Annotated in this window: 20 protein-coding genes; 12 read left to right on the top strand and 8 right to left on the bottom strand. The window is 64.1% G+C overall.

Translation table 11 applies throughout. From position 1 onward, the window contains the following. The first annotated feature begins 4 nt into the window (after positions 1–4). Positions 5–832, top strand: coding sequence for a TauD/TfdA family dioxygenase (locus GSQ89_RS08195; protein WP_158923860.1), 828 nt, complete (start codon positions 5–7; stop codon positions 830–832). Here the strand turns inward: GSQ89_RS08195 and GSQ89_RS40035 are convergent. After that, on the bottom strand, positions 826–1,089 hold the full coding sequence (locus GSQ89_RS40035) for a MetQ/NlpA family ABC transporter substrate-binding protein (RefSeq protein WP_158923858.1): 264 nt from the start codon (positions 1,087–1,089) through the stop codon (positions 826–828). The two genes, GSQ89_RS08195 and GSQ89_RS40035, sit on opposite strands and share 7 nt — an antisense overlap. A gap of 294 nt (positions 1,090–1,383) precedes the next feature. On the opposite strand from GSQ89_RS40035, the gene GSQ89_RS08185 reads away from it, so the two are divergent. The 5 genes from GSQ89_RS08185 (at position 1,384) to GSQ89_RS08165 (ending at position 6,637) form a co-directional block, all read left to right on the top strand. Further along, the gene (locus GSQ89_RS08185) at positions 1,384–1,539 is read left to right on the top strand and encodes an amidase family protein (RefSeq protein ID WP_371734232.1); all 156 of its coding nucleotides are present in this window, start codon (positions 1,384–1,386) and stop codon (positions 1,537–1,539) included. A 527-nt stretch (positions 1,540–2,066) separates the two neighbouring features. Beyond that, positions 2,067–3,179: an ABC transporter substrate-binding protein gene (locus GSQ89_RS08180; protein WP_158923855.1), complete on the top strand. Its 1,113-nt coding sequence runs from the start codon at positions 2,067–2,069 to the stop codon at positions 3,177–3,179. 4 nt (positions 3,180–3,183) lie between these two features. After that, positions 3,184–4,104, top strand: coding sequence for a branched-chain amino acid ABC transporter permease (locus GSQ89_RS08175; protein WP_158923853.1), 921 nt, complete (start codon positions 3,184–3,186; stop codon positions 4,102–4,104). Continuing rightward, complete coding sequence (locus tag GSQ89_RS08170; protein ID WP_158923851.1) at positions 4,101–5,936, top strand: ABC transporter permease subunit; 1,836 nt, start codon at positions 4,101–4,103, stop codon at positions 5,934–5,936. The genes GSQ89_RS08175 and GSQ89_RS08170 overlap by 4 nt, the downstream gene beginning before the upstream one ends. Continuing rightward, on the top strand, positions 5,933–6,637 hold the full coding sequence (locus GSQ89_RS08165) for an ABC transporter ATP-binding protein (protein ID WP_158923849.1): 705 nt from the start codon (positions 5,933–5,935) through the stop codon (positions 6,635–6,637). The genes GSQ89_RS08170 and GSQ89_RS08165 overlap by 4 nt, the downstream gene beginning before the upstream one ends. A 13-nt stretch (positions 6,638–6,650) precedes the next feature. Here the strand turns inward: GSQ89_RS08165 and GSQ89_RS08160 are convergent, their stop codons facing one another. Continuing rightward, complete coding sequence (locus GSQ89_RS08160) at positions 6,651–8,723, bottom strand: mechanosensitive ion channel family protein (protein ID WP_158923847.1); 2,073 nt, start codon at positions 8,721–8,723, stop codon at positions 6,651–6,653. A 210-nt stretch (positions 8,724–8,933) separates the two neighbouring features. Here GSQ89_RS08160 and GSQ89_RS08155 point away from each other — a divergent pair, with 210 nt between their 5' ends. Then, the gene (locus GSQ89_RS08155) at positions 8,934–9,164 is read left to right on the top strand and encodes an AbrB/MazE/SpoVT family DNA-binding domain-containing protein (RefSeq protein ID WP_158923845.1); all 231 of its coding nucleotides are present in this window, start codon (positions 8,934–8,936) and stop codon (positions 9,162–9,164) included. Beyond that, complete coding sequence (locus GSQ89_RS08150) at positions 9,154–9,363, top strand: PIN domain-containing protein (protein ID WP_158923843.1); 210 nt, start codon at positions 9,154–9,156, stop codon at positions 9,361–9,363. Before GSQ89_RS08155 ends, GSQ89_RS08150 begins: the two co-directional genes overlap by 11 nt. A 141-nt stretch (positions 9,364–9,504) precedes the next feature. Here GSQ89_RS08150 and GSQ89_RS08145 read toward each other — a convergent pair whose 3' ends face one another. From GSQ89_RS08145 to GSQ89_RS08135, 3 genes are all read right to left on the bottom strand, one after another. Continuing rightward, complete coding sequence (locus tag GSQ89_RS08145) at positions 9,505–10,239, bottom strand: DUF2971 domain-containing protein (RefSeq protein ID WP_158923841.1); 735 nt, start codon at positions 10,237–10,239, stop codon at positions 9,505–9,507. 615 nt (positions 10,240–10,854) lie between these two features. Next, positions 10,855–12,168 carry an LLM class flavin-dependent oxidoreductase gene (locus GSQ89_RS08140; protein WP_158923839.1) on the bottom strand — a complete coding sequence of 438 codons (1,314 nt, stop codon included), beginning with the start codon at positions 12,166–12,168 and terminating at the stop codon, positions 10,855–10,857. Continuing rightward, positions 12,168–12,584, bottom strand: coding sequence for an OsmC family protein (locus GSQ89_RS08135; RefSeq protein ID WP_158923837.1), 417 nt, complete (start codon positions 12,582–12,584; stop codon positions 12,168–12,170). The genes GSQ89_RS08140 and GSQ89_RS08135 overlap by 1 nt, the downstream gene beginning before the upstream one ends. A 237-nt stretch (positions 12,585–12,821) precedes the next feature. On the opposite strand from GSQ89_RS08135, the gene thiM reads away from it, so the two are divergent. Further along, a complete protein-coding gene (gene thiM / locus GSQ89_RS08130; protein WP_158923927.1) occupies positions 12,822–13,643 on the top strand; it encodes a hydroxyethylthiazole kinase in 822 nt (273 codons plus the stop codon). Positions 13,644–13,905: 262 nt separating this feature from the next. On the opposite strand, the gene GSQ89_RS08125 is transcribed toward thiM, so the two are convergent. After that, a complete protein-coding gene (locus GSQ89_RS08125; protein ID WP_158923835.1) occupies positions 13,906–14,352 on the bottom strand; it encodes a hypothetical protein in 447 nt (148 codons plus the stop codon). 453 nt (positions 14,353–14,805) lie between these two features. Next, positions 14,806–17,190, bottom strand: coding sequence for a Hint domain-containing protein (locus GSQ89_RS08120; RefSeq protein ID WP_158923833.1), 2,385 nt, complete (start codon positions 17,188–17,190; stop codon positions 14,806–14,808). Positions 17,191–17,585: 395 nt separating this feature from the next. On the opposite strand from GSQ89_RS08120, the gene GSQ89_RS08115 reads away from it, so the two are divergent. Continuing rightward, on the top strand, positions 17,586–17,813 hold the full coding sequence (locus tag GSQ89_RS08115; RefSeq protein WP_158923831.1) for a hypothetical protein: 228 nt from the start codon (positions 17,586–17,588) through the stop codon (positions 17,811–17,813). Between the two features lie 169 nt (positions 17,814–17,982). Here GSQ89_RS08115 and GSQ89_RS08110 read toward each other — a convergent pair whose 3' ends face one another. Then, on the bottom strand, positions 17,983–18,297 hold the full coding sequence (locus GSQ89_RS08110; RefSeq protein WP_158923829.1) for a hypothetical protein: 315 nt from the start codon (positions 18,295–18,297) through the stop codon (positions 17,983–17,985). 450 nt (positions 18,298–18,747) lie between these two features. Between GSQ89_RS08110 and GSQ89_RS08105 the strand changes: the two genes are divergently transcribed. Together GSQ89_RS08105 and GSQ89_RS08100 are read left to right on the top strand one after the other, a co-directional pair. Continuing rightward, a complete protein-coding gene (locus tag GSQ89_RS08105; protein WP_158923826.1) occupies positions 18,748–20,472 on the top strand; it encodes a tetratricopeptide repeat protein in 1,725 nt (574 codons plus the stop codon). 335 nt (positions 20,473–20,807) lie between these two features. Then, positions 20,808–26,659 (top strand): filamentous hemagglutinin N-terminal domain-containing protein (locus GSQ89_RS08100; RefSeq protein WP_158923824.1); only part of this gene is annotated, 5,852 nt, incomplete at its 3' end.

The raw sequence follows: 26,659 nt of genomic DNA, 5'->3' as shown, positions 1-26,659 counted from the left end.
ACCGATGAGCTATGCCACCATACAAGTGAAGCCGGTGACCCCGCAGCTGGGTGCCGAGATTTCCAACATCGACCTGACCGCGGCACTGAGCAACCAACAAGTCGAAGACCTGCACACCGCCCTGGCGGAACACCAGGTCCTGTTCTTCCGCGACCAGAAGATCAACCTGGAGCAGCAGAAAACCCTTGGCCGTCATTTCGGAGATCTGCACATTCATCCGAATACGCCAGGTCCGGAGGGGCATCCCGAGATCCTGCCGATCCACGCCGATGCGAATTCCAAGCGTGCAAACGGCGAAAATTGGCACTCCGACGTTTCCTGCGACGTGGAACCGCCGTTGGGTAGCATTCTCTACCTCCACACTGTTCCACCGACCGGCGGCGATACGATTTTTGCCAGCCAATCCGCGGCGTACGATGCCCTGACCCCGGCGTTCCAGAGTTTTCTAGACGGATTGACCGCCACACATTCGGGCGACCGGTCGTATCGCCGGACCAATCGCTTGCTGGGCATCGATGACCGTAACAAGGTCTTTCCGCAGGCGGTGCATCCGGTTATCCGTACCCACCCAGTGACGAAGCGGAAAGGGTTGTTCGTCAACGAGAACTTTACCATGCACATCAATGAATTGTCGGCGGAAGAAAGCCGGTCGGTGCTGGACTTCCTGTACGCGCACAGCACGAAGCCGGCGTTCCAGGTACGCTTCAGTTGGCAGTCAGACTCCATCGCGTTTTGGGACAACCGAGCGGTGCAGCATATCGCGATGTGGGACTACTTCCCGCAGACCCGTTCGGGCTACCGCGTCACCATCAAGGGGGATCGGCCCTACTGATGTGGGACGTTCTGTACCCGGGACGGCTTTGCGACCTCGCCGCATTCTACACGACAGGGTGGCCGATCCGGTTGGGGTGAATGGATCGCAGACGGCCTGGATATCGGGACCGGCCTGGGATTTTTGGCGATCCGGGTCCACGGCGGCGGCCGGCTGACATGGCGGCCATTCACCGGGTCGTTGACGATCGCGACCGTGGCATCGGCGGATACCTGGTCAAGCGATTTTATCTTGTGTGAGAACAGCGCGATCGGCATCGTCGTTGTGGGATGATTTAGTCAGATCAGCGATAACACCCGACCCGCTTGAGAAGGGCTAGGCCGGCCTCCCTTCGTGATAGGAGCCGGATCATGGCCTCCGTCACACTTATTTTACGTCTGTAGAAAGTATATAATGAGTTTCATGGAACCCTTTGCAGACCGTCGGCACAACAACATTGGCCGCGACACCACCGAAGTGCTCGGCGTTCAGGGCGGGTCCGATTGACGGGGGGATATGTCAGGGCGACCTGAACATCATAAGCCGCACCGCGGCACAATTTGGTACCAGCGGTGAGCGCCGACATTCGCGTGACACGTAATCCATGGGACCTTGCATTTACTGCTGGCGGATCGTCCTCGGGCAATGGCGCCAGCGTGGCGGCGGGCGTAATGCCGGTTTGGGCAACCACGGACGGCGGCGGGTCGATCCGCCCCCGGCATGGATAAGCCAATGAACCACGGAATCCGAGAATACGGGATCGACATGCCCCGAACCGCGCGCGTAGAAGTACGGTTCGCATGCAACACGCTGTTGAGCGGATTCGGTACATTTCTCTAGAACTGGGACATCATACTGACGCCGATCTCGACATTCGCGAAGCACACGATCGGTACGCTGGACTATACCACGCTGAAAGACACCAACGCTGTGCTCGACTGGCACCATAATATGCGGGGCATATATGCCTACATGCAGCCTGCGGATCCGCCGGGTCGTTCGCTTCCGACCGCGACGCACGAGCGTGGTCGGACGCCGGGCATACAGGCGTTGTCCGGTCACCCCAATGTCGGGCTGTTGGTGCCGTTCGCGGCACAGCGCCAGCGGTTGCCGGCCGGCAAATGGGATGGCGGGCGGATGCCCAGCGTTCACCAGACTAGGGATTAAAGCGATGCAAGGCGATCGTCGGCTCGGCAGTCCCAAGAAGGGTCTCACAAATGCGCACCATGCTGGCGGTTTGGGGTACCTCTTCGGGATGGCGTTCGCCACCCTCGTGCTATTCGGTGGCCTGCCCGTCGCACACACCGCCGAACCTGCGCCGGATGTTCCGGTGCTGGTGCCGATCACCGGGTTCCTCGCCGCGGAGGGCAGCAGCCAGCGGAACGGTGCGTTGCTGGCGTTGCAGAATCCGCCGGCCGGTGTGCACCCGCGGTTCGCGGTGACCGACACGGGCACGTCGCCGGAAGGGGCGGTCAACGCGCTGGAACGCGCGCTGTCGGATGGTGAGGTGACTGTCGTCGTCGCCTCGATGCTGGGCACGCAGATGCTGGCGATGCTGCCGATCGCGCAGGCGCAGAAAGTGCCGCTGATCACCATGTCGGGCACCGCCGACATCACCCGCAAGGGCAACCCCTACATCTTCCGCTTCTTTCCCGCCGACAGCGTGGTGAAGGGCGCACAGGTGAAATACGCGATCGAGGCGCATCACATCCAGAAGCCGGCGGTGATTTATCAGACCACCGCCTATGGCCAGAGCGGGCATGCCGAGATCCTGACCGCGCTCGCCGCCGCCGGCATCAAGCCGGTGTATGAGGATGCGCTGGACGTCGGCGTGAAGGACATGCGGCCGGTGATCGCCAAGGCGGTGGCGTCCGGCGCGGACTCGTTGCTGCTGCAACTGCATGGTGGGCCGACGGCGCTGTTCCTGAAGGCGGTCGCGGCGATGGACGTGCACCTGCCGATCGTCGCGGGGTCGGGGCTGTCGCAACCGGCGACCGTGGCGCTGTTGGAACCGGCCGAGCTCAAGGGCGTCTGCGGGGAAACCGGGTCGTCGCCGATCTCGGGCGAGACGCCGGCGGCGCGGGATTTCCTGGCGCGCTATCGGGACGCGTTCCACACCGATCCGGACGGCTTCGCGCTGGGTCAGTACGACGCCACGATGATGGCGCTGGAAGCCGTGGCGAAGGGCGCGACCTCGGCGGAGGCGGTCACCAAGGCGCTGGCCACCGGCAGCTATCAGGGCGTGGCGATGACGTACAAATCGAACGGTCACGGCGATATGGCGCATTCGGCGGTCATCGTCTGTTTCGATGGCACGTCGCGCGTGCCGGCGGTCGTCCGGCACTACGACTTCCCGATCTCGCCCTGACTCGATGGCCATTGCGCAGCTTCTGGTCGAGGTGCTGGCGCTGGGCGCGGCCTATGCGCTGGTCGCACTGGGGTTCGTGCTGATCCTGAACGCGACGGGGGCGGTGAATTTCGCTCAGGGCGACCTGGTGATGGCCGGCGGCTTCGGCGCGGTGCTGCTGGCCGACCGGTTGCACGTGTCCGGCCTGGTGTTGTTGCCGGCGCTGCTGGCCGGCATGGCGGTGTTGGGCGTGGTGGTCGCGCTCGCCGCCTACATGCCGCTGCGCCGCCGGCCGCCCGAGGCGGTGTTCATCAGCACTATCGCTGTTGGGATCATCTTGCAGAACGTCGCCAACCGACTGTTCGGTGCGGAGCCGGTGGCGACTCCGCCGCTGTTCGGTGCGGGACGGGTGCGCTTCGCCGGGGTGGACGCCAGTGTGCAGTCGGTTGCCATCATCGGCGTCGCGGCCTTACTGATCGCGGCGCTGTATACGCTGTTCACGCACACTCAGTTCGGCCGCCGGCTGCGTGCGACGGCGTATGACCGCGACATGGCGATGGCGATCGGCATTCCCGTCGACCGCATGATCGCCGGCACTTTCGCCGTTGCCGCGGCGTTGGCCGGTGCGGCGGGATTGCTGCTGTCGAACACGTTCTTCGTCACACCGAGTTCCGGCAGCGACTACATGATCAAGGCGTATATCGCCGTGGTGATCGGCGGCTGGGGCAGTATCCGCGGGGCGGTCGCCGGCGCGCTGCTGATCGCGGCGTTCGAGGTGCTGTATCCCAGCCTGCCGCTGCTGGTTCCGGCCTTGCTGTGGATGCCGTCGTCCGATGCGGTGTTCTCGCAGACGACGTCGACGATCGTCCTGGATGTCGCGGTTCTGCTGATCCTAGTCGTTCGGCCGCAAGGTCTGTTCGGCGAGGCGGCTCGGCAGCGCCCATGAGGCGTTGGGTCGCGCACGGCGGGGTCGCGTTGCCGCTGGCGGTGGCGGCCTGTGCCTATGGCGTGTTCGTGCTGCCGCATGCGTCGGATTATGCGCTGCGGGTGCTGACGGTTGCCGGCGTGTATGCGCTGCTGGCGCTGGGGTATGGCTTCATCTTCGGCCAGGCGGGCGCGCTATCGCTGGCTCAGGGCACGTTCATGGGGGTCGGCGCCTATGTGTCCGGCATCCTCGCGGTGCGGTATGGCGTGGCGTTCGATGCGGCATTACCTGTCAGTGTTGGGTTGCCGGTCCTGCTGGCGTTGCTGGTGGCGATCCCGGTGCTGCGGTTGCAGACGCATTATTTCGCGCTGGCGACGTTGTTGATCGGGCAGGTCGTTCTGCTGGTGGCGACTCAGTGGGAGAGCGTGACCGGCGGCGCCAATGGCATCGGCGGCGTGCCTCCGCTGTCGCTGCTGGGGCATCCGATCGAAGGGCGGCTGCCGCAGTTGCTGCTGGTCTGGGCGTTGGTGGCGGCGGGCGCGGTGCTGGCGTGGCGGATCGTCAGCGGGCGGCTGGGGGACGCGTTTGCCCTGACGCGGCTGCATCCGGTGGCGGCGCGGGCGATCGGCATCGATACCGGGTCGTTGCGGCTGGCGGCGTTCCTGCTGAGTGCTGGGTTCGCCGGGCTGGCGGGGTCGCTGTACGTGCATGCGATCGGCGTGTTGTCGCCGGATGTGCTGGGCTTTCCGGTGATGATCACCTGCCTGACCATCGCCGTGGTCGGCAGCCGGCTGCGCGTCGCCGGCGCCATCGCCGGGGCGGTGGTGATCATCGAACTGCCGGAATGGGCGAGGTTCCTGCGCGACGACTATCTGCTGGCGTTCGGGTGCATTCTGTTGCTGGTGGTCGTGGCGCTGCCTGGTGGGCTGGTGGAGACGGCGGAACGGTTGTTGGGTTGGGTTGGTTCGCGGGCGGTCCCCTCCGTCATGGCCGGGCGCGTCCCGGCCATCTTCGCACCGGCGGACGAAGCGCGGATGGCCGGGACGCGCCCGGCCATGACGGAGGGGGTGGGGCCGTTTATCGCGGCACGCGCTGGCGACGCCGACCTGCTGACGCTGGTGGGGGTGAGTCGTCGGTTCGGTGGGGTGTTGGCGCTGGACGATGTTGCGTTGACGGTGCGTTCGGGCGCGGTGTTGGGGCTGATCGGGCCGAACGGGTCGGGGAAGACGACGTTGTTGAATGTCGTTACCGGGATTTTTCCGGCGGATGCGGGGCGGGTGCGGCTGGGCGGCCGCGACATTGCCGGGCGGGCGCCGCATGCGATCGCTCGGCTGGGCGTGGCGCGCACGTTCCAGACTGCGGCGCTGGCGGCCGAGCTTTCGGCGCTCGACAATGTTGCGGTGGCGCGGGGTGCGGCTCGTTTGGGTGTTGGCAGTGCTTTGCGGGCGGGGCGGCGTGACCGGGCGGTCGTTCGGGGCGAAGCGATGGCGCTGCTGGAGCGGATGGGGGCTGGGGCGTATGCGGCGGAGGCGGCCGGGACGCTGCCGCCTGGCATTGCTCGATTGGTCGAGATCGCTCGGGCGCTGGCCACCGAACCGCGTTTGCTGCTGTTGGACGAGCCGGCGGCCGGGCTGAACGAGACCGAGCAGGCCGATCTGGGGCGGCGATTGCGGGGCATCGCGGAAGACGGTGTCGGACTGCTGGTGATCGAGCATAACATGCCGTTCCTGGTGCCGCTGGCGGACCGGATGGTGTGCCTCGATCAGGGGCGGGTGATCGCCGAGGGCACGCCGGCCGCGGTGCAATCCGACCCTCGGGTGATCGAGGCGTATCTGGGCACGCCGCCGCCATGACCCTGCTGTCGATCGAGGCGCTGGAGGTCCGTTACGGTGCGGTGCCGGCGCTGCGCGGTGTCTCGGTGACGGTGGGTGCAGGGGAGGCGGTCGCGCTGCTGGGGGCGAACGGGGCGGGGAAGTCGACGCTGATGAAGGCGGTTATCGGCCTGGTGCGTCCCGCCGCCGGCCGCATCCTGTTCGACGGCAGGCCGCTGGAGGGTTTGCGGGCGGATCGCCGAGCGCGGATGGGGGTTGGGTATTGTCCGGAGGGGCGGCGGGTGTTCGCCGGCATGACGGTGCGGGAGAACCTGCTGGTTGCCTGCTGGGGTGGCGGGCGGCAGCGGGCGCAGCGGATCGATGCGATGTTTGCCATGTTCCCGGCGCTGGCGGCGCGGCAGGGGGTGCTGGCGTGGCAATTGTCCGGCGGGCAGCAGCAGATGCTGGCGATCGGCCGGTCGCTGATGGATGCGCCGCGGTTGCTGCTGCTGGACGAGCCCTCGCTGGGGTTGTCGCCGCTGCTGACCGACGAGGTGCTGGGACGCATTCCGGCGATCGTCGCCGGGGGGACGGCGGTGCTGCTGGCGGAGCAGAATGCGGCCAAGGCGCTGGGTGTGTGCTCGCGCGGGGTGGTGCTGAAACTGGGGCAGGTGGCGGCGGAGGGACGGGCGGCGGATCTGGCGGCGAGTGATGAGGTGCGGGCTGCGTTTTTGGGTGGGTGAGGGGGCGGGAATCTCAACCAGGTGGGCCGGCGGCGGGCACGGGGGTTTGGCCGAAGAACCGAACGCCATCGGCATCGAACGCTGATTTCAGGCGGTTGAACAGGACGGCTCGCACCCTGAACTGCTGGCCCGGCCGGGTGCGGACGATGATCCCGACATGGATTCCGTCGGCAGACATCGCGGTCACGCCGATCGATCGCGGGGGCGTAATGATCCCGCTGGCGAGCGACAGGTCCTGCATCACGTCGTTGGAGACCCGTTCGATGGCGCTTTCTATCCGTTCCAGGTCGGCCTCGAAGACGACGGCCACGTCCAATACTTCGTTCACCCAGTCGCGCGAGTAATTGGTGATTGCCTTCAGGTCGCCGAACGGCACGGTGTGCAGGGGTCCCTTGTAGTGCCGCAGTTTGACCGAACGGAGCGAGAAGGTTTCGACCGTGCCGCTGATGCCGCCGCTCTCGATCAGTTCGCCCACGCGGAAGGCGTCGTCGAGCAGGAAGAACACCCCGGACAGCACGTCGCGCACCAGGGTCTGGGCGCCGAACCCGACCGCGATCCCGACGACGCCGGCACCGGCCAGCAGCGGCCCGATCTGCAGTCCCATCGCGGCCAGCGCGCTTAGTGAGGCGATGATCAGCACGAAGATGAACAGGAAGTTCCGCAGCACCGGCAGCAGGGTGCGGATGCGGGCGCGCCGGCGCAGTTCCTCATCGTCCAGGTCGTCGATCGGCACCACCGCGCCGGTCAGCCGCATATCGATCACCGCGCGCAGCACCAGCCACAGCAGGTCGGCGCCCATCAGGATCACCAGCGCCTCGAACGTGCCGCGTCCGATCCGAGTCATCGCTGTTTCACTGCTGGCGACCGAGGCCATATCGATCTGCCAGATCTCGATCAGCGCGAAGGCGGCGGCGACCACCACCACTGCCTGCATGCAGCGATCGGCGATGGCGCCGACGGCGGAGACCTCCTCGCCCTGCAGCAGCCACTGGCCGCGGATCACACGCGCAGCGGCGTTGCGCAGGACATACAGGCCGATCGGCACGGCACCGATCACCAGCAGCGACAGGGCGGCCTGGGTGGCGTGGGTCAGGAACAGCAGCCAGATCAGCAGCAGGGCGAACGATACCAGCAGCCGCAAAGCCGCGCGCCGCGGGCTGAGCAGGAGTGGCGTCTGACTGTCGCGCCGCGTCCAGACGATGGCGATGCCGCACAGCGCGGGCGCGAGCAGCAGGATCTGACGCAGCAGTTCCTGGCTCTCGGGCGGCAGGCCCAGGCCGCGCAGGACCACGATCGTCTGCCAGCCCAATGCGCCGATCACGCTCAGCACCCCGATCCAGCGGTGCCAGAACCAGGCTCGCCTGGTCGTCAGCGGGACCAGGCGCAGCCGCTCCGTAGCGGGCGCCAGGAAGAAGCGCGACACTGTCAGGTTGAACCGGATCAATAGTGACGCCCACAGGTAGCCCAGGATCATCGAGCCGCTGGAGGCCGGCCAACTGAACAGCAGGAATATGCCCATGCTGCCCGCCGCGAAGGTGCCGAGCAGGAGGATGGCGAAGGCGAGGCGCTCGACGAGGACCGTCAGGCGGTGTTCCAGCGTGTCTATGTCGAGGCGGTCGAAATGGGCCAGCCATGGGCGCGCGGCGAACCGGAATAGCCGCTGGGCTGCGATGCCGCCGGCGATGAAGGCGACCAGGTAGATGAACATGTGGGCCGTGTCGGACGCCGGCATGACGGCGCTGACCCGATCCCAGCAGGCGTGCAGCGCGTCCGGCAGTGCTCGTAACTGGGTGCCGAGATCGATGAGCCGCTGGCGGGTGTTGCCGAGCTTCCGGTCGAGCATGAAGCCCATGGAGCCGGTCATGGGGGCTGGTGGATGCGCGGCGGTGGGTTCGGCCATCAGGCGGTCCCGCACGGCTGGGTCGCCCAGCAGGTCCATCAGGGTCGCGCCCTGCGGGGTGTCGAGCAGTGTCCGGGCCTGGGCGGCGCGTTCGGATGCGTCCTTGGGGGCGGCGTGCGCCCAGGGCGCGCTGAGCAGCAGGACGCATAGTAGCGTGGATGCAAACCTGCGCCCCAGAGGCCTCATCTGATGGTACCCGTGTTGGCGTTGCGGTCTGCCGCGACGCGATGCGATCCCCGCCGGCGCCAGCGCTGCCTGCATGGCGGAGGGACGCAGGCTGCATACGGTATGGGGTGCGGCGCTGGTTGGTGCAACGGGCCGGATGGCGGGTTTGCCGTTGACTTGGCGTTCTCGTGGGATAGACGTGCTGGAGAACGTATATCTATGAGGGGTGTTATGCGGGTTGCCAAATGGGGCAATAGCCTGGCTGTTCGCATTCCCGCTGCCGTGGTCGAGGTGCTCGAGCTTAAGGAAGGCGATGAGATCGACATCCATATTGCCGACGCTCGGGAACTGGTTGTTGCGCGCAAACCGAACCGCGAGGACTTGCTGAAGCGGCTTCGGGCGTTCCGGGGCCGCCTGCCGGCCGATTTCAAGTTTGACCGCGACGAGGCGAATGCCCGGTAGGGTCTTCGATACCAACGTTCTGGTTTATCTCGCGTCCGGCGATCCGGTGAAGGCTGACCGCGCGGAGGCGATCGTCCGCGAGGACGGTGTGATCAGCGTGCAGGTGCTGAACGAACTGACCAATGTCGCTCGGCGTAAGATGCGGATGACGTGGGCGGATACGCGTGCGTTGTTGTCGACGGTGGACATAGCTGACTAGTCCGCTCCCTGCCTCGAAAGACAAATACGCGGGTGGCTATTTTATTTGAAGCATTCGATTTCCAACCGCATCCAGCGCTCTCGAGTCGGTCTTGATTACGTCTGGCCTGCTAATTGTCAGCTTGATCCAAGGCTGGGGACTTCATCGATTCAAGTTGATGATCAGCCGAGGCGCATCGTAGAGATGAGATCTATCAATATCATTCGTGTAGCCAAAATTCGCAATCACCGAGCTAAGCGCAGCTACTATCCGCATGTCCAGGCGAGGATCGAACAAAACGCTTTCGATCAGGTTAGCTGCATTGAAGTCAAAGGATACGGTGTCATCACCAAGGTGCTCCTTGTCCACATCACAGAACAGGATGCGAACCTCGCGCTCGTGCTCAAATTCCGACCTTTTCACCAGCAGTGTGCGGGCAAAGCGATTGTTAGTTCCTCCGCCAGCCAGATCCATAAAACTAAGATCTTTGGCCATGGAAACGGTATCATTCTTCTCCTTATAGACAACTCGACCGATGAACATTTTCAAAGCAGATGTCGAGCTGGTTTCGTCATAAAAGCTGCCGAAGAGCTTTCCAACGGTAGTCCCTACGCATACCCCCTCCTTGCTTGGGCTGTAAATCCGCCACATCGCGTCACTTTCTGCGAGCGTTGTCCAACATTGTCCGTACCAGCTTTCCTTGATACCATTTATATCTATTGGGCTAGTTCCACTGAAAGCCTGAGCGCTAAGGAAGAAATTCTCGAACGGGTCGTCCCAAAGTTTCGGCCTGACAAGGACATTTCTGCTGTTTTCAAAAAGGTCTAGGACTCGAACCAAGGGAAAGACCCTGTAGATCTTCGTGTCCATGTCCAAGTCGAACACGTTGGCGGTCATCTCATGAGGCATTCGCCAAATACCTCAGGTCGGTAGCGCGAAAGATGAGCCGGTCCCGGCCGTGCAGCCGGTGGGGCATCCTCTGATCGCACCCTTTACGTAACCTCTCGCAACGAGATGCTCGGCGACGATAGATCCTGCGCTCATCAACATTTGGTCGTCGCCCTTGGCATAATCGACAATGATCTGCGTGAGCAGCGGGTCCACCCCACACAGCGGTGGGTGGCCGTCAGCTATGGCCTTCAATATAGCTGCTTGGCCCTCTTGCGAGCCGATCACTGCCCGCATCGCCAAATAGCGTGCACTTGCCAAGCCAACCCCGTCACCTTTAGCCATAACCAAACCTCGAATCGTTGCCTCGTCAATTTAGCACAATGATTGGAATGGCGCCACTCCTCAGCCCCGACCGATGGGGGCATAACAGGCGTCGGCAGGACTCCGCTTTTTGCGGGCACCTGTTCTATAGTCGGTAGTCCGCTTCTGGCCAATCTCGATCATTCTGGCCGTGGTCGGGAAAGACCATTTTGGATCGGAGAGAAAACAGGCGGTCGGTTCGCCCCCGTCAAGATCCCCTACGGAGGCATGACAAGCCGCCGCCCCTCAAGCCGCCGCCCCTCAAGCCGCCGGCCGCGTCAGCCCCAGATTATCCCGCAGCGTCGTCCCCTCATATCCCCGGCGGAACAACGCCCGCCGCTGCAACTCCGGCACCACCAGCCGCGCAACATCGTCCAGTCCCCCCGGCATATACGGCGTCTGGATCATGAACCCGTCGCACGCCCCCGCTGCCAGCCATTTCTCCATATTATCGACGACATCCGTCGGCGAACCTGTGAAGCCCGCGGCCGTGCGGCCCACGCCGTAGCGGCGGCCCAGTTCACCCAGCGGAATGCCGCTGCGGCGGGTGAGTTCGGCGACCTCGCGGTAGTGGCCTTGCACGCCGGGGACGTCCATCTCCGGCAGCATCTCGTCCTGGGGGAATTCCGACAGGTCGATGTCCAGGTGATACGACAGCGTCGACAGCCCGGCTGTCGGGTGGGCCAGGCTTTCCAGCAGCGCGCGGCGGTCCTCGGCCATCGTGCGGGTCTCGGCGACCACGGGGACGATGCCGGGCATCACCTTGATGTCGTCGGGATTGCGGCCAAAGCGTTCAGCACGAGCACGCAGATCGTGGCGAAAGGCGGCGGCGGGTTCGGGGGCGGCGTGGGTAACGAACACCACCTCGGCCCAGCGCGCGGCGAAATCCTTGCCGCGGTCGGACGCGCCGGCCTGCAGCAGCACCGGGCGCCCCTGCGGCGAGCGGCTGACGTTCAGCGGGCCGCGCACCTTGAACCAGCGGCCGTCATGGTTGATGCGGCGCACCTTCGCCGGATCGGCGAACAGCGGCGCCGCCGGATCGCGCACCAGCGCATCGTCGGCCCACGAATCCCACAGCTTGCACGTGACTTCCAGGAATTCGTCGGCGCGGTCGTAGCGTTCCTCGCGCGCGAATTGCTGGGTTCGGCCGAAGTTGCGGGCCTCGGAATCCTGGAACGAGGTCACGATGTTCCAGGCCGCGCGGCCACCGCTGAGGTGATCCAGCGTCGCCATCGCGCGCGCCACCGCGAACGGCTCGAAATAGGTGGTGGAGATGGTGCAGGCCAGGCCGACATGGCGGGTCGCGCCGCACATCGCCGCCAGCACGATCATCGGGTCGAGGCGCAGCGAGCCCAGCGCGCCGTAGCGCAACTGGCTGTCCATGCTGTCGTGCAGCCGGTCGGGGACGGCCAGGATGTCGGCCATGAAGACGAAATCGAAGCAGCCGTCTTCCAGGGTGCGGGCCAGGCGGGTGTAGTAGCCCAGCGAGGTGATGTCGTGGTCCGCCCCTGGATAGCGCCAGCCGCCATGGCTGCCGGACACCGGGCCGGCGCTGACGAACGCGGCGAGATGCATCAGGCCGTCTCGCCCCAGACCTCGGTGGGCGTGGTGCGGGCGATGGTGTTGTAGATCGGGCAGCGGCTGGTGAAGGCGTGCACCAGCGCGTCGGCCTCGGCCTGGCCGATGCCGGCGAAGCGGAACTGCATGGCGACGCGGCTGAAGCGGGTGCTGTCCTGCGGATCGACGGTGTAGGTGGTGTCGATCGTCGTCGCGGTCACCTTGTCGCCGAGCTTGCGGGCTTCGTCGGTGACGATGGCGAGGCCGCAGGTGGCCAGGGCGGACAGCATGAACTCGGCGGCGACGAACGCCTCGCCGGTGCCGCCGCGGGCGGCGGTGGCGTCGCCGACGGTGTGGACGTTGCGGGCGCTCACCAGGAAGCGGCCGGGCTGGCCGGTGGTGCGGGCGATGACGCGGGGATCGGCGGCTGCCATGCGAATTCTCCTGTATCGCACCGGGTCCGGGACGATGGTTGGCGCTGAAACGACAGACTACCGGGTGGCGGCGCGGGTGCAAGGGCCGCGCGCCGCAACTCGGCATGGCGCCACCGCTGCCGAGGATTGCTGGCGATCCGAGGGCAGTGCGCGATGCCTCCGCGGCGTGGCAGGCTTATCCGGGCGCTTGAGACGCGCTAGACTAGATCCGCCTGACCGGACTCGCGACGCATGACAATGCCTGCTTTCATAACGCCCGCCTCCCTGGCCGCGACACTGGCGCTACTGCGCAGCCGGCGGCCGTTGGTGCACAACCTGACGAACGCCGTGGTGGCCAATTTCACTGCCAATGCGCTGCTGGCACTGGGTGCCGCCCCGGCGATGGCCGAGGGAGCGGACGAGGTCGCCGATTTCGCTGCGTCGGCCGACGCGGTCGTCATTAACCTCGGCATGCTGTCGCCTGAACGGGCCGCGGTCATGCGTGTAGCGGTGGTTTCGGCGGCGGCGGCCGGCAAGCCTTGGGTGCTCGACCCGGTGGGGGCCGGTGCGATACAGCGGCGTACGCGGTTCGCCCAGGACCTGTGCCGCCTGCGGCCGACGGCGATCCGTGGCAACGCGTCCGAGATACTGGCGCTCGCCGGTGAGGCCGGTGGCGGTCGTGGCGTGGATAGCGGCGCGCAGTCTGAAGCGGCGGTCGCGGCGGCGCGTCGTCTTGCCGGCACCGCGGGTGCCGTTGTCGCTGTCACCGGCGCGGTCGACTACATCACCGACGGCGCACATGTGCTGACGCTGCATAACGGCCACGAACTGATGACCCGTGTCACCGGCATGGGCTGCGCTGCGACCGCGATCGCCGGCGCGTGTATGGCCCTCGGCGGCTCGGCACTGGCCGGCGTGTCACATGCGCTGGCGATAACGGGGATCGCCGGCGAGATGGCGGCGCTGACCGCGCGGGGGCCAGGCTCCATGATGGTGGCGTTTCTCGACGCCTTGGCCGCACTCGATCACGAGCGGCTTCGCACCGGCGTTGGTGCACTCGGCCGATCGGAGGCGAAATGATCCCGGGTTCAGGTTTTTTCTGCGAGAACCGCTTGGTTGTGGGCAGATGATGGACGTCTGCACCTGCCCGGGCGCGTCGTGCCGTCATGTCTCGATCTTCCAATGCATTGACGGCCGGATGTGGCGCACTCCCTCGGGACGTGCCGCCGCCGCATTGTTGTCGAGGGGCCAGCAGGTCCGATCTCGCTCCTCAGCGAATCCGTCCGCCCGTAATTTTCAGGCGTGAACTTTCAGCCATGGCCGGCGTGGGGTTAGCTTCCGGCTACCGATCATCGGGGCGGGACGGGACCGACCAGTCCAGTGCCTGCAGGAACGGGATCGCAGCCCACGCCGCATTGTTGTCCGCCGCGTGCCGAATGCGGAACTCGTAAACCATTCCATCGTCAACACAGCAGAACATGTAGATGTCGAGGTCTATCTTCTGCCGTTGACCGGCGAACAGGTCTTCATATCGTAGCGTCGCGGCTCGGCCGCTCTGCAACACACCACGTTTGACAAGATACACGGCATGAACATCGCGCAGGGCCGCGTCAGGGTAATAGTGCCGCACTTGCGTGATGGCGTCTTGCAGCGGTTGTGCCGAGGCGGATGAATCGGCTACCCGCTTACCCCCCAGCAGCGGGATAAGGCCAGCGCTGGCGACGGCATGAACGCGCACGGTGGCGATGATCGCGTCAGCACCCTCTCCAAGCGCATACCCTGCGGTCACATCAGTGTTGTCGTTTCTTCGAAGGATATCCATTCGCTTGAAGCGAGCCACTTGCAGCGGTGTGTCGATGGCAGCGGGATCGGCCGATGTAGCTGATTTGTTCGTTGCATCGCCGTCAGGTGGGCGTGTCGCGCTGCCGCAGCCGGTAATGCTGCCTGCAACCATGGCGAGGCCTATGCAGATGCGCAGGACACGTCGCGCGTAACGGCTGTCGGACGAGGCACGCTTTTTCCAATGTCTCTCCAGATTGCCGGACCCCCGCGGCCGGGCAGGGCACTGTGGATCGTTTGAGCGATGAACAATCGGCATCATGGATGCATGCACCAACGTGCAGGGGCCGCCAGCACCGATATATCAGCGCCCAATAGACTCCAGTCACACCGGTTCACTGTTGGCGGAAAACGCAGGTCATGAGGTTGGTCAGCTAAACCGCCAAAGACTGGCAACGAACCGCTACGCGGCCTGCTGGTTTGCATCGCCGTCGGCGATGTAGCGTGCCGTGCTCCAGAGTTCCAGGATCAAGATCGCGGGTGTGGCGAAATCACTGAGCAATTCGACCGGAAGAACCGAATCACCATCTGTCCAACGGAAGCCGTTATCCGGTTCGAACGCGTGAAAGCCGAGCGTCAACTGGGGGTCTTCCGCTTCGATTATCCGGAGTTGGGCGGCCCGCCGGACAACGATACGCCGCAGGGCAACGCCAAGGCTGCGCGGGTCGCGAGCCAAACCCAGTTCCTGCGGCGCGGCGGCGCGCGAGACGATCCTTATCGTGGAAGGCATATTGAGCAAATTGAAGGTGTACGTTGTCGCCGTCCGCTCCACGGCATCCAGTCGGATGCCATCCACCAACAGATGAAGATCGGGATCATCCGTCAGGGGAAAGCCATTGCGGATGCCGGAGCGGTCGAGGAGACGGCGCCAGGCCTCATCGACAACGGGGCCGCCGGTTAGGACCGGTGCATAATGTTCTTTCGGTGCTAGGTCCCAACCGGCATTGGCATTCTGAAACAACCAACGGTTACCGTCATCGCGATAACTTTCGAGCGGGGCACCATTGGCGAGAAGCACATCGTGGGCTTCAAGTTCGATATGGTAAAGCGACACCATCTGAACCTGGTCATCCCACAGAATAGAGCGGTGGTTGACCAGAAATTCGACTGGGATCAACACGCTATCCAGGTAAACCGAATGCCCTTTGGTCACGTGCAGATCACGGTGCGGCACGTTGTCGGCCAAGGCGTTCCTCCGCACGATGACGGGTGTCGCGGCGCCACGCTTGCCGCGTGTCGCCAGGACCTGGCCGACACCGATCCAGACAATCGGCCGAACCGTTCCATGCGCGGTCAGGACCTGGTCTCCGACGGCAAGTTGCTCGACTGGCGTTTCGCCGGCTGGTGTGGCGATCATCGTGCCAGCGCAAAAGCAGAGTGTTGTCGTAACGATATCACCGCCGCTGCCGTCGGGTGTTGCGGTGAAGATGGTGCCGGCGAAGTTCTGGCCTGGATCGAGTTGCACCTCGGCCAGCAGCGTGCCGCCGCTGGTCAGCGTGAGTTCGTTGGAGCCATTGACTCCGGCGGTGATGCTGCCGCTGCTGCTGACGGTGGTGAAGTCGATCGCATCGCCGGGCTGGAAGCCGAACACCGTGGCGGCGAAGCCGGTGGGATCGGCCAGGCCGAGCGTGCCGCTGTTGGCGGTGAAATCGACTGGTGCCGAGGCTGCCTCGGCACCGGTCAGCGTCAGGTCGCTGCCGGCGGCAATGTCGATCGTGCCGCCGGAGACGGCACCCGACACCACCCACCGCGCATCGGTGTCGACCTCGACTGCGCCGAAACCCGAGAAACTGGTGCCGATGCCGGCAATCGTCCCGGTGCTGGCAGCGGAGGCAAGTTCCAGTACGTTGCTGGTGCCCTGCGCCACGACGCTGCCGCCGAACACTGCACCAGGATCGACGATCAGCCGGTTGGCCGTGGTCCTGGCGAAGGCCACCGCCGTGCCACCGCTGCCGATGATCGAGCCGGCATTGACGACCGTTCCGGCGCCGCCGGCGATATAGACGCCGACAGTGCCGCTGATCAGGCCGGATCCGCCGTTGCCGACATAGCCCCCCGAGAGGAATTTGACGCCGTAGTACTCCGAGGCGGCCGTAATGGTACCGAGGTTGGCCACCGTTCCGGCGCCATTGGCGATCTCAACGCCGTTCTGCTGGCCCGTGATCACGCCGGAAACGCTGTTGGTGACCGAACCGCTGTCCTCGATCTTGATGCCAGACCCCGAGGTCGCCGTGATGCTGCCAGCGTTGTTCACTTCTCCGATGACGCCGTTGCCAAAGTAGACGCCCTGTCCACCGTTGATCGCGGCGTTGTCGGCATTGGTGACCAGACCGCCACCGTAGAGGTAGACCCCGCCGCCGATGCTGCCGGCATTCACCACCGTGCCGGCGGCGGTGCCATTGACGTATACTCCTTGGCTGCCGCCGGTGATCAGCCCGCCCGTCGCATTGGTGATCAAACCGCCCTCGACGAGATGGACGCCAAAGACTGTCCCGATCAGGCTGCCGGCGTTGACCACCGTTCCGGCCGCGCCGTTAACGTAGACCGCCTGCTTGTCGCTGATCACGCCGGGGCCGGCATTGGTGACGTAGCCACCGTTGTATAGCGCGACCGCGTCCTTGTTCTGGCCGATGATCCGCCCGTAGTTCACCAGCGTCCATGCCGTCGGCGAGGCACCGTCAACGACGGTCTTGCCGCTGGTGTTGGAAATCGACACCCCGCTGGCGATCGTCGTGTCCAGGGTGGAAAGGGTAATGCCCTTGGTACTGTTCGTGGTGATCGTCGTCATCGTTTCTATATCCGATATAAATGGTTGTCTCGGAATCACGCACAGGCCGAAGAGAGGCCGTCGCGTCCTCATTCGCCGCGGCGGTCTCTCTTTTGCGATACCTGTCGTTACTGCGGACTCGCGATTTTGTCCACATGATATCTTGCCTCTCCGGTCTATTGTAATAGTCTCTTCTTCTGTTGGTAATAGTCCAGCCGGCGTATGGGCAGGTTTTGCCCGTGTGGATGCCCGGCCAAGATGTTCCTTGAACGTCGCGCCATGATGCCGAAAATCAGGAAGGGGGTCCCATGGCGGTCAGTACCGCGATATTCATTTACTTGTAAGAAACACGCGCTATCAACTGCGCGCGGTCTAGTGCCAATGGGACCCTCGTATCAGTACTGGCAGGTCCACCCATGCTTCTTCCGCCCAAGCCTGTCGTGACCAGTTGGGATGTTTTTGACACGCTGGTTGCCCGTTCCGTACCCAACCCGAATTTAATCTTTGGTATGGTGCGGATATGCGGCGATATCGCCGATTTCGTGCAACGGCGAATGAATGCACAGGCTGTTCTGGACCGTATCGGAAACCCCTATGTACTGCACGACATCTATCGCCAGATGACCGTCGACGGTTTGCCATAGGATAAGGCACGTATCCTCCTCCGTGCGGAAGTCGAGATCGAACGCAATCTGCTGATCCCAATTCGTGCCAATGTTGCCCGCGTCGACGCCAGCGACCTCATCATTTCCGACATGTATCTCCCGCCGGAGCCGCAGCGCGGACGATCAGGCCCGCGTGTTCGGCGCACGTTTATCTGGCATCCCGGCACGAATCGTCGACATCAGCCGCCTCACACAGGATGTCCGCCTGGATCCGATATTCGCCGCCGCCATCATGCCCGCTACGGTCGCTGTCGACATGGTTGCCACCGGACACTCCTTCTTCCGGCTCGCGGAACGCATTGGCGATCCGGGCCGAGGCCTCATCACGTTCGCATTCCTTAGCATTCTTGACCGAAACGAGCGTGGTCGGGTGGAGCACCTCATGGCGCACGACCGCTTCCACACCATCTGTCGGGTGTCGGACACAAGCCTGAATTGCTGGCCTTTCGAGCACCTGCTTCAATCACACTCTCCACCGATGGCCGATGTCGCGCTCGATCGGCGGTCCGGTAGTGTTCTCCGTTCCTACGGCGCCGGCGATCTGGGTGCCGATGAAGTCGCGCTTGTCGGCTGCAAATCCAACGCCGTCACCGCACGAACCCGAGCGTTGGATTGGCGACCCGAATCAGACATCGGTCGCGCCAGCCATGCAAGCGGCGTTCGACGACATCGTCGCACAACCGGATATCATGAGCCCCTTCAGTTCGTTCAGCGCCCGCGAGAGCATGGATCACGCTAGAGATTGTGCCGCCGCGGGAAAATGCCTCATGGCGCAGCGATGTCGCGCCAGTAGCGCTGGCTGTCATCAATACTTCACTGAGACAGATACGATTGATGCGAACCGCCCGACGTATGGTAGCACCATCAGGCATGCACCGGGTTCACTCTTGAGGAAGGCGCCATCAGCAATAACATGACCTGGATTGAAGACCTGTTAGACCGAGCCCTTGCGGATCATCAGGCTGGACGGCTGGACGCGGCTGAACAAGGCTATCGTGAGGTCCTGACTGCCGACCCCGTGCATGCTGACGCACTGCATCTGCTCGGTGTCCTGGCACACCAATCCGCACGGACCGAGACGGCTATCGAACTGATCGAGCGTGCCATCGCGTTGCGGCCGGATACGATGCATTTCCATAACAACCTTGGCAACATACTGCGGGATACCGGTCGTGCGGCGGACGCGGTCGCTTGTTATCGGCGAGCGCTGGCCCTTAACCCCGATACCTCCGAGTTGCATCATAATCTTGCGAAGGCGCTGCTGGCACTCGGCACTTTTGCCGAGGCCGAGATCGCATTTCGCCGCGCCTTGGACCTGGACCCCGACCGTATCGATACGTGGAACGATTTCGGCAACCTGCTTACCGACACCGGCCAGAATGAGGCGGCCATTGCTTGCTTCTCCGCCGTCCTGAGCCGGCGTCCCGACGATGCACGCGCGTATAACAATCTTGGGCGCGCTTTGGTCGGGCAAGATCGGTATGCGGAGGCAGTTCAGCAGTTCAGTGCCGCATTACGCGTGAAACCTGATTATGTAAACGCGTGGTTCAACCTCGGCAGTGCACTGGACGTGTTAAGGCAATGGGACGGGGCGGCGAACTGCTGGCAAAAAGTACTGGAACTGGCACCTGATGACGCGGAAGCACACGTTTCAAGGGCATTGATGCTGCTGAAAGTTGGGCGGCTGAAAGAGGGCTGGCCCGGGATGCAATGGTTCCGCTACCTGCGCTGGAAGAATGACGATAATTTGGACATGGAATTCCCGTTGCCGACATGGAATGGGGAGGATATTGGCGATCAACCGCTTGTTCTTTATGCCGATCAAGGTCTGGGTGATGCCATTCAATTTTGTCGTTACGTGTCGTTGTGTGCGCGTTACGCCCGCATCATCCTCGTCGTGCCCCGCTCGCTGCACCGGCTTTTCACCCAACTGGAAGGGGTTTCGGACGTCGTCAGCGGACCGCCGCTGCCCCAATCCTATGTCCATTGCCCACTGAGTGAATTGCCGCGTATTTTTGAAACCGACCTCGGCAACATTCCCACTACTGTGCCTTATCTATGGGCTGATCGGCAGCAATCGACGGCTTGGCGTGAACGGTTCGCACCCTTGACCGGTCTGCGTGTCGGGCTGGTCTGGGCCGGCAACCCAAAATATCTCGGTGATCGCAAGCGATCGATTCCGCTTGAGCGCCTGGTGTCAAGTGTCAATCTGCCCGGTCTTCACTTGATCTCGCTACAGAAGGGTGAAGCCGCACATCAAATCCAACCTTTGCAGGGACCGGTCACAGTACATAACTGGATGGATGAAGTTGAGGACCTCGCTTCGACCGCGGCGCTGATCGATGGGCTTGATCTGGTGGTCGGCGTCGACACTGGGGTGATCCATCTTGCAGCCGCTCTTGGCAAGCCGGTCTGGTTGCTCAACCGTCTCGACACCGATTGGCGCTGGTTGCTCGATCGCGAAGACAGCCCATGGTATCCGACCCTGCGCCTGTTTCGCCAGGCTCGCGCCGGTGACTGGGAAGAACCGCTGCGGCGATTACGTGAAGAGCTCAGGCGGCTGGCCGCACGCGGCGAAATGCAGCCTCCATCACGTCAGGCTCGGGATGCCAGTGTGTTGCTAGGGAGCAGTCGTTGATGAAAAGTCCTCCTATAATGCGGCCGGCAACCCTGGATCGAGTTAAAAACAAGTTGATACGGCCATAAGTCTGAAAGAAAAAATTCATGACATTGCCCAATCGCTAATTGTACAAACGCGCGATCAATGAGTATAGAATGCCCTGATTGGCAGACATTTAAGCGTCCCATCGGGACGGCGGTAAAGTCGGTACGGCAGCGGTGCTACCGGGCAAGACGCCATTTGGGCATTGGGCGGCGCACTTTCAGCACGGATCATTAACCATGTCTCGCACGCCTCAGCGCAACCGGCAGAAGCAGTCCAGTCGTTGTCCCGAACCAACCCGGAAAGAGGCCTTGCGCTTTCAGCGAGCCAAACTGCTGTGCGGTGTCAGTGCCTTCGCCATTCTGGGGACCATGGCTGCCGCACCCCATGCGGTCGCGGGGACGCCGACACAGTTCTCCCCTGCATGGTTCGCCGGCAGGTCCGCGTCCGGCGTCGGTACCAGCGCGACGGCGGCCGCGCTCCCGTCGATGCAGGCCGTGCAGCAGTCGCTGGCCAATCTGCAGACCGCCGCGCAATCGATTGCCGCCATGCAACGTCTGCAGGCACAGGCCCGGTCGGTCGCGGCAACGGCGTCGGTGCCAAACGGCCTGACCATCGGCGGTTTGCAGCCGGCTGCTGGATCCGCGACCCCCGGATCCGCCAATGTATGGACAGGTGCCAATCAACCGATGCAGACCGCCAGCAGCGGCCGCGCCACCGTCACGATCAAGCAGACGGCGAGCACCGCCTTCCTTAACTGGCAGACATTCAACGTCGGCGCCAACACGACTCTCAATTTCGACCAGAGTTCCGGCGGCGCTTCAGCCAACACATGGGTCGCGCTCAACCGTGTCAGTGATCCGAACGCACAGCCCAGCCAGATCCTGGGGCAGATCAACGCCCCGGGTCAGGTCTATATCCTGAACGGCAATGGCATCATCTTCGGCGCCACGGCGCAGGTGAACACCGGCGCGCTGATCGCCGCGACCGGCGCGCTGAGCAACGCTCAGTTCACGAATTTCGGTATCTACAACCCGTCCGGCCCCAGCTTCTCGGGCGCGACCGCGCCGGTGATCGTGCAGGCAGGTGCGCAGATCACCACCAACACGCCGTTTTCCGCCGTCGAAAGTGGCGGCTTCGTGATGCTGCTCGGCAGCAGCGTGCAGAATGCCGGCCAGATCACCACGCCGTCCGGCCAGACGATCCTGGCCGCCGGCCAGGATTTCACCCTTCGCAAGGGCTACAGCGTCACCGGGCTGAACGCGACAACAGGCTACCCCTCCGGGTATGTCACCTCCACCACGCTGGGCAGTGAGGTCGCCGTCACCGGCGGCGGCGCGGCCAGCAACACCGGCCTGATTCAGGCCACCACCGGCGACGTGACGATGGTGGGTGAGGCAGTGACCCAGGCCGGCGTGATCCTTTCCACCACCTCGGTCGCTCAGCGCGGCACGATCCACCTGCTGACCGAAACCGTCGATTCAAACGGCAACCCCGATCCAAACGGCAGCGTCACGCTCACGCCTGGCAGCCTGACGTACATCGCACCGGACAGCAGCGACGCCACCGCATCGGATGCGCAGCGCGCCACCGCTATCACTGACTCCGCGGTGGCCAATGAAATCCCTGTGTCGGAGTATGCCTTTCCGTTACTCAACGATCAGGTTCGCCTGCCGGATCAGCAATATGAATCCCGGATCGAGATCACCACTGGCGGCGTGGTGGATTTCCAGTCGGGTTCGCTGACCGTCGCCAATGGCGGGCAGATCGCGGTCAGTGCCGGCACACCGGGCACCGCGACCAACCCGGCAACCGCGGGTCGCATCCTGGTCGAGACCGGTGCCATCCTCGATGTCTCCGGCCTGGTCGGCGTCGACCTGCCAGCCTCGGCGAACGATCTGGCTGTCACCATCGAGCCCTATGAACTGCGCGACGCGCCCGTTAACAGCGAAACGACATTGCTCAACAACGACGATGTCGAAGTGGACATCCGTCAGTTGACCGAAGTGCTGGCCAACGCCGCCGACCCGGAGAACCGCGACTACACGCCGGGCGGCCTGTTGGAGGTGAGCGGCGAACTCGGCAATGTCACCCACGGTATCGCCGAATGGAGCACATTGGGCGGCACCGTCACTTTACAATCGCCACAGGTCGTGGCGCAGCCAGGGGCATTGTTCAACCTGGCCGGCGGCACGGTTCAGTACCAGGCCGGCTATGTCCAGCAAAGCTATGTCGTCGCCAGCAACGGCGAAATCTACAACATCAACACCGCGCCGGCCGGGCTTCTCTACACCGGCGTGTACGACGGCTTCACCGTCACGCATCCCCGCTGGAATGTCACCCAGACATTCAGAAGCCCGCTGATCGCGCCGAGCGAACTCTGGGAAACGGGCTATACGGTCGGACGTGACGCCGGCAACCTGGTGATCGATGCCAACACCACGCTGATGGAGGCGACGATCACCGCCGGTGTCGTCAACGGGCCGTTCCAGAACACCAGCCCGGCTGGCATCAACAACACACCGTTTGTGCTCAACCCCACAACCGCGGCCACGCTGGACCCGTTCCTGTTGACACAGACCACGGTCCCGCTGGGCGGTTCGCTTTATATCGGCGACTACGACTCACAGGGGCTGCAGGGCGCTTACACCACCACCGCGCTGATCGGCGACGACGTCGTCCCGCTCGCGGCCTCGCTCTCGACCACGACACCGATCCCCCCCGACCGTGCCGGCACCACGGACATTCCGGCTTCGGTGCTCAACGGTAGCGGACTGGCCAGCCTCGCCGTCGCCGCCAACAGCACGATCTTCGTTGATTCCTCGGTCCAACTGGCGCCCGGCGGGCAAATCAACCTGCTCGCGGCGCAGACCCAGATTTCCGGCACGCTCGGCAGCCCCGCCGGCAGCGTAACGATCAGCAACGTTTTCACTGGGGCGGGCGGTGAGCAGAACGCGCAGGCACTAACCGTCGGTTCCGCCACACCCGCGATCGTGCTGACCGCCGATGGCGTGATCGACACCAGCGGGTTGTGGACCAATCTGCTGCTCGATCCGACCAACAATCGGTCGGAGGCCTTCGCCGGCGGCGGTCCGATCCTTTTGGACACCACTGGCTCACTGACCCTGGCCGCCGGCAGTCTGGTGAACGCATCGTCCGGCGGCGTGCTGCTGGTCAACGGCAGCACCAAGGGGGCCGCTGGCGGCGACATCACGCTGATCGCCGACGACGCGCAATTCGACACGCCCGGAACCGCGCCGGTCATCCTGGCGGGGACGCTTCGCTCCCTGGGCTCAACCACCGGCGGGACGCTGACGCTGAGCGTTCCCGGCGTCGTCATCAGCGATAGCGTCCCCACCGGCCTGCTGCCGGCTGAGGTTGCCTTAACGCCTGCCTTTTTCCAGCAAGGCTTTTCTGATTACACCATCACCGGCTACGGCAATCTGACCGACACGTCGGGTAATCCGATTCCGGGGGTCGGCGTGGCGCCGGGCGCGGCGATCACCGTGGTTGAGCCGGTCTATCAGTTCAACGCGCAAAGCTGGTCCGTACCGACCGGCAGCGTCCCCGCGACAGCCTTTACCGTGGCACTGCCGCCGCTTTACCTGGCCAATCCGGTGACGGCGACGCTGACACAGCGTCAGGGCGCCAGCATCAGTCTCGTCTCCGAGAGTCCACAGGGCCAAACCACCGCACCGTCGGCCTTCGGTGACTCGCTCGATATCGGCCCCGGCGCCTCCATTGCCGTCGATCCCGGCCAGTCGGTCAAGCTGCAGGCGTACGGCCAAATCACCATCGACGGCACGATCACCGCGCCGGGCGGTACGATCTCGGTCATCAACGACAACTTACCAACCATACCGCCAAACACATCGGAGGATGACAGTTACAGCTACCTGCTTAGCCTGTCGATCTGGCTTGGGTCCGACAGTGTTCTGGACGTGGCGGGACAGGCGGCAACCGCGCTCGACCGGTTCGGCCGGCCCTATGGCGACGTGCAGTTTCTACAGGGAGGCACCGTCGACATCGGCAGCGTCGCCGCCAATGCGGACAGCGCCGCGACAGGCGCGTTTATTTTCCTCAGGCCCGGTGCGGTGATCGACGCATCCGGCGTGGCCGCCGTGATCGATCCGGCCGCCGGGTCGACGTCGATACTAAGCGGACAGGCCGCCGCACTGGGTGGCCCGCGTCAGGTCGCCGGCGGCGGCGGGCTTATCGAGATTGCCTCCGCCGAGGGCATGTATCTTGATGGTACGATGCTGGCCGCACCCGGCGGCCCCTCCGCCGCTGGCGGCACATTGAGTGTCGCACTACAGACACCGCTCTACGCCCTTTTGAATGTCAACGTCACCTACTCCCTTCCCAATTTACTCCGGGTACCGCTCGACATCGTTGTCAGCCAGGACACACAGCCCAGCCTGCTGCCCGCCGACATTCAGCCCGGCGACCAAAGCCTCGCCAATACGCCGGGCGCGGTCGGCACGGTTCAATTAAGCGCCGCGCAGATCAACGCCGGCGGATTCGGTACACTGCAACTGTTCGCCACCGATTCCGTGTTGTTCAACGGCGACGTAACCCTGAAAACCAGTCAAAGCATCCAGATCACGTCGGGGGAAATCGGGGCGACACAGAACGCCGGCCAGGCCACGATCGCGGCACCGTATGTACTTCTGAACGGTTCGGGCTCGGGCGCGCCGGCGGCGGACGGCCTCCATCTGGTTGAAACATTCGCGGACGCCCTCTCCAACGTGGCACCTTGCCTGTCCGGCGTGGCGGACTGCACCAGCGCGACGCTGACCGTCCAGGCGGATCTGATCGACATCGAGGGCAGCGTGACGTTCGGCGCCAACAACCTCGACATTCCCCTCAATGGGCCATTCCAGGACGGGAAACCGCCAACCCTGACCGTGGAACAGCCCGGCTTCAACATGGTCAATCTGGCCAGCAGCGGCGACATCCGCTTTCTGGGTGGGGGTCTGCAGTCGTCCGGCAACATCACCCTCACCGCCGCGCAAATCTACCCGGTCAGCGGTGCGGCAGCGACGATATCCGCCGGGTTCGATCCGTTCTACGGCAGTACGACCGGTGCGCTCTACAATGCTGCGGGCAGTGCGTTCTACCTGGACGGGTCGATCACCATCAACGGGATCGCCGGCGACGATCCCGCGCCGCCGCTGTCCGCGTTCGGCGGTCTGACCCTGTATGCCGGGGTCATCAACCAGGGCGGCATCCTTCGCGCACCCGAGGGTACGATCGTCCTTGGAGCACAGGAGGGTACCGGCCTCGGGTCTGGCTCGTCCAACGGTTTCACGACGGCGGTCAATCTCCTGCCGGGCAGCATCACCTCGGTTAGCACCGCCGGATTGAACATCCCCTATGGTGGCACAGCGGACGGCGTGAACTATTTTACTGCCGGCGGCGGCGTCGCCGCCACGGTCCTCCCTGGTGTGGGTGGCGGCGGAACGGGCATCGTGCTTGCCGGCCAGTCGATCAATATCGGCACGGGGGCGGTCGTGGACCTGTCCGGCGGCGGCGAACTGACCGGCGCCAGCTTCATCTCCGGCAGAGGCGGGTCCACCGACACCCTGACCACACCCCTGCTCAACTTCAGCCCGGAGGCACCCGGTGCGGTCATGAAGACCCCGACGCCCGCCCCGGTGATCTACGCGATCATCGCCGGGCCGCAGCCCGCATACGCCCCGCCGCCGCCCGATCAGCCGGGTGCCTCCGCCGGATCGCCCGTAGGCATCGGCCAGCAGATCACCATCCCGGCCGGTATCCCCGGCCTGCCAGCAGGCACCTACACACTGCTGCCGTCCTATTACGCCCTGCTGCCGGGCGGCTATCGCGTCCAGTTCACCCAGGGCAGCGCGACTCCCAAATCCACCGCCACGGTGGAACTGACCAATGGCTCCTATGTCACACCCGGCACCATCGGCATCGCCAATACCAACGTCGAGGCCACGCTGCCGACATTGCTCACCGTTACCCCGGGCGCCACGGTACTGGCATATTCGCAGTACGATGAGGAAACCTACAGCCAGTTTGTGCTGGCGCAGGCCGCCCAGTATGGCACGCCACGCACGCTGTTGCCGATCGACGCGAAATATCTGGAGCTGGTTTATCCCGACACGGTGGGCACGCAACCCGCGCTGACCGCCGC

The sequence above is a fragment of the Acidisphaera sp. S103 genome (assembly GCF_009765975.1).
Taxonomy (GTDB): domain Bacteria; phylum Pseudomonadota; class Alphaproteobacteria; order Acetobacterales; family Acetobacteraceae; genus Rhodopila.
Note: the sequence above shows the minus strand (reverse complement) of the source record. Positions and strands in the feature narration are given on the sequence as shown.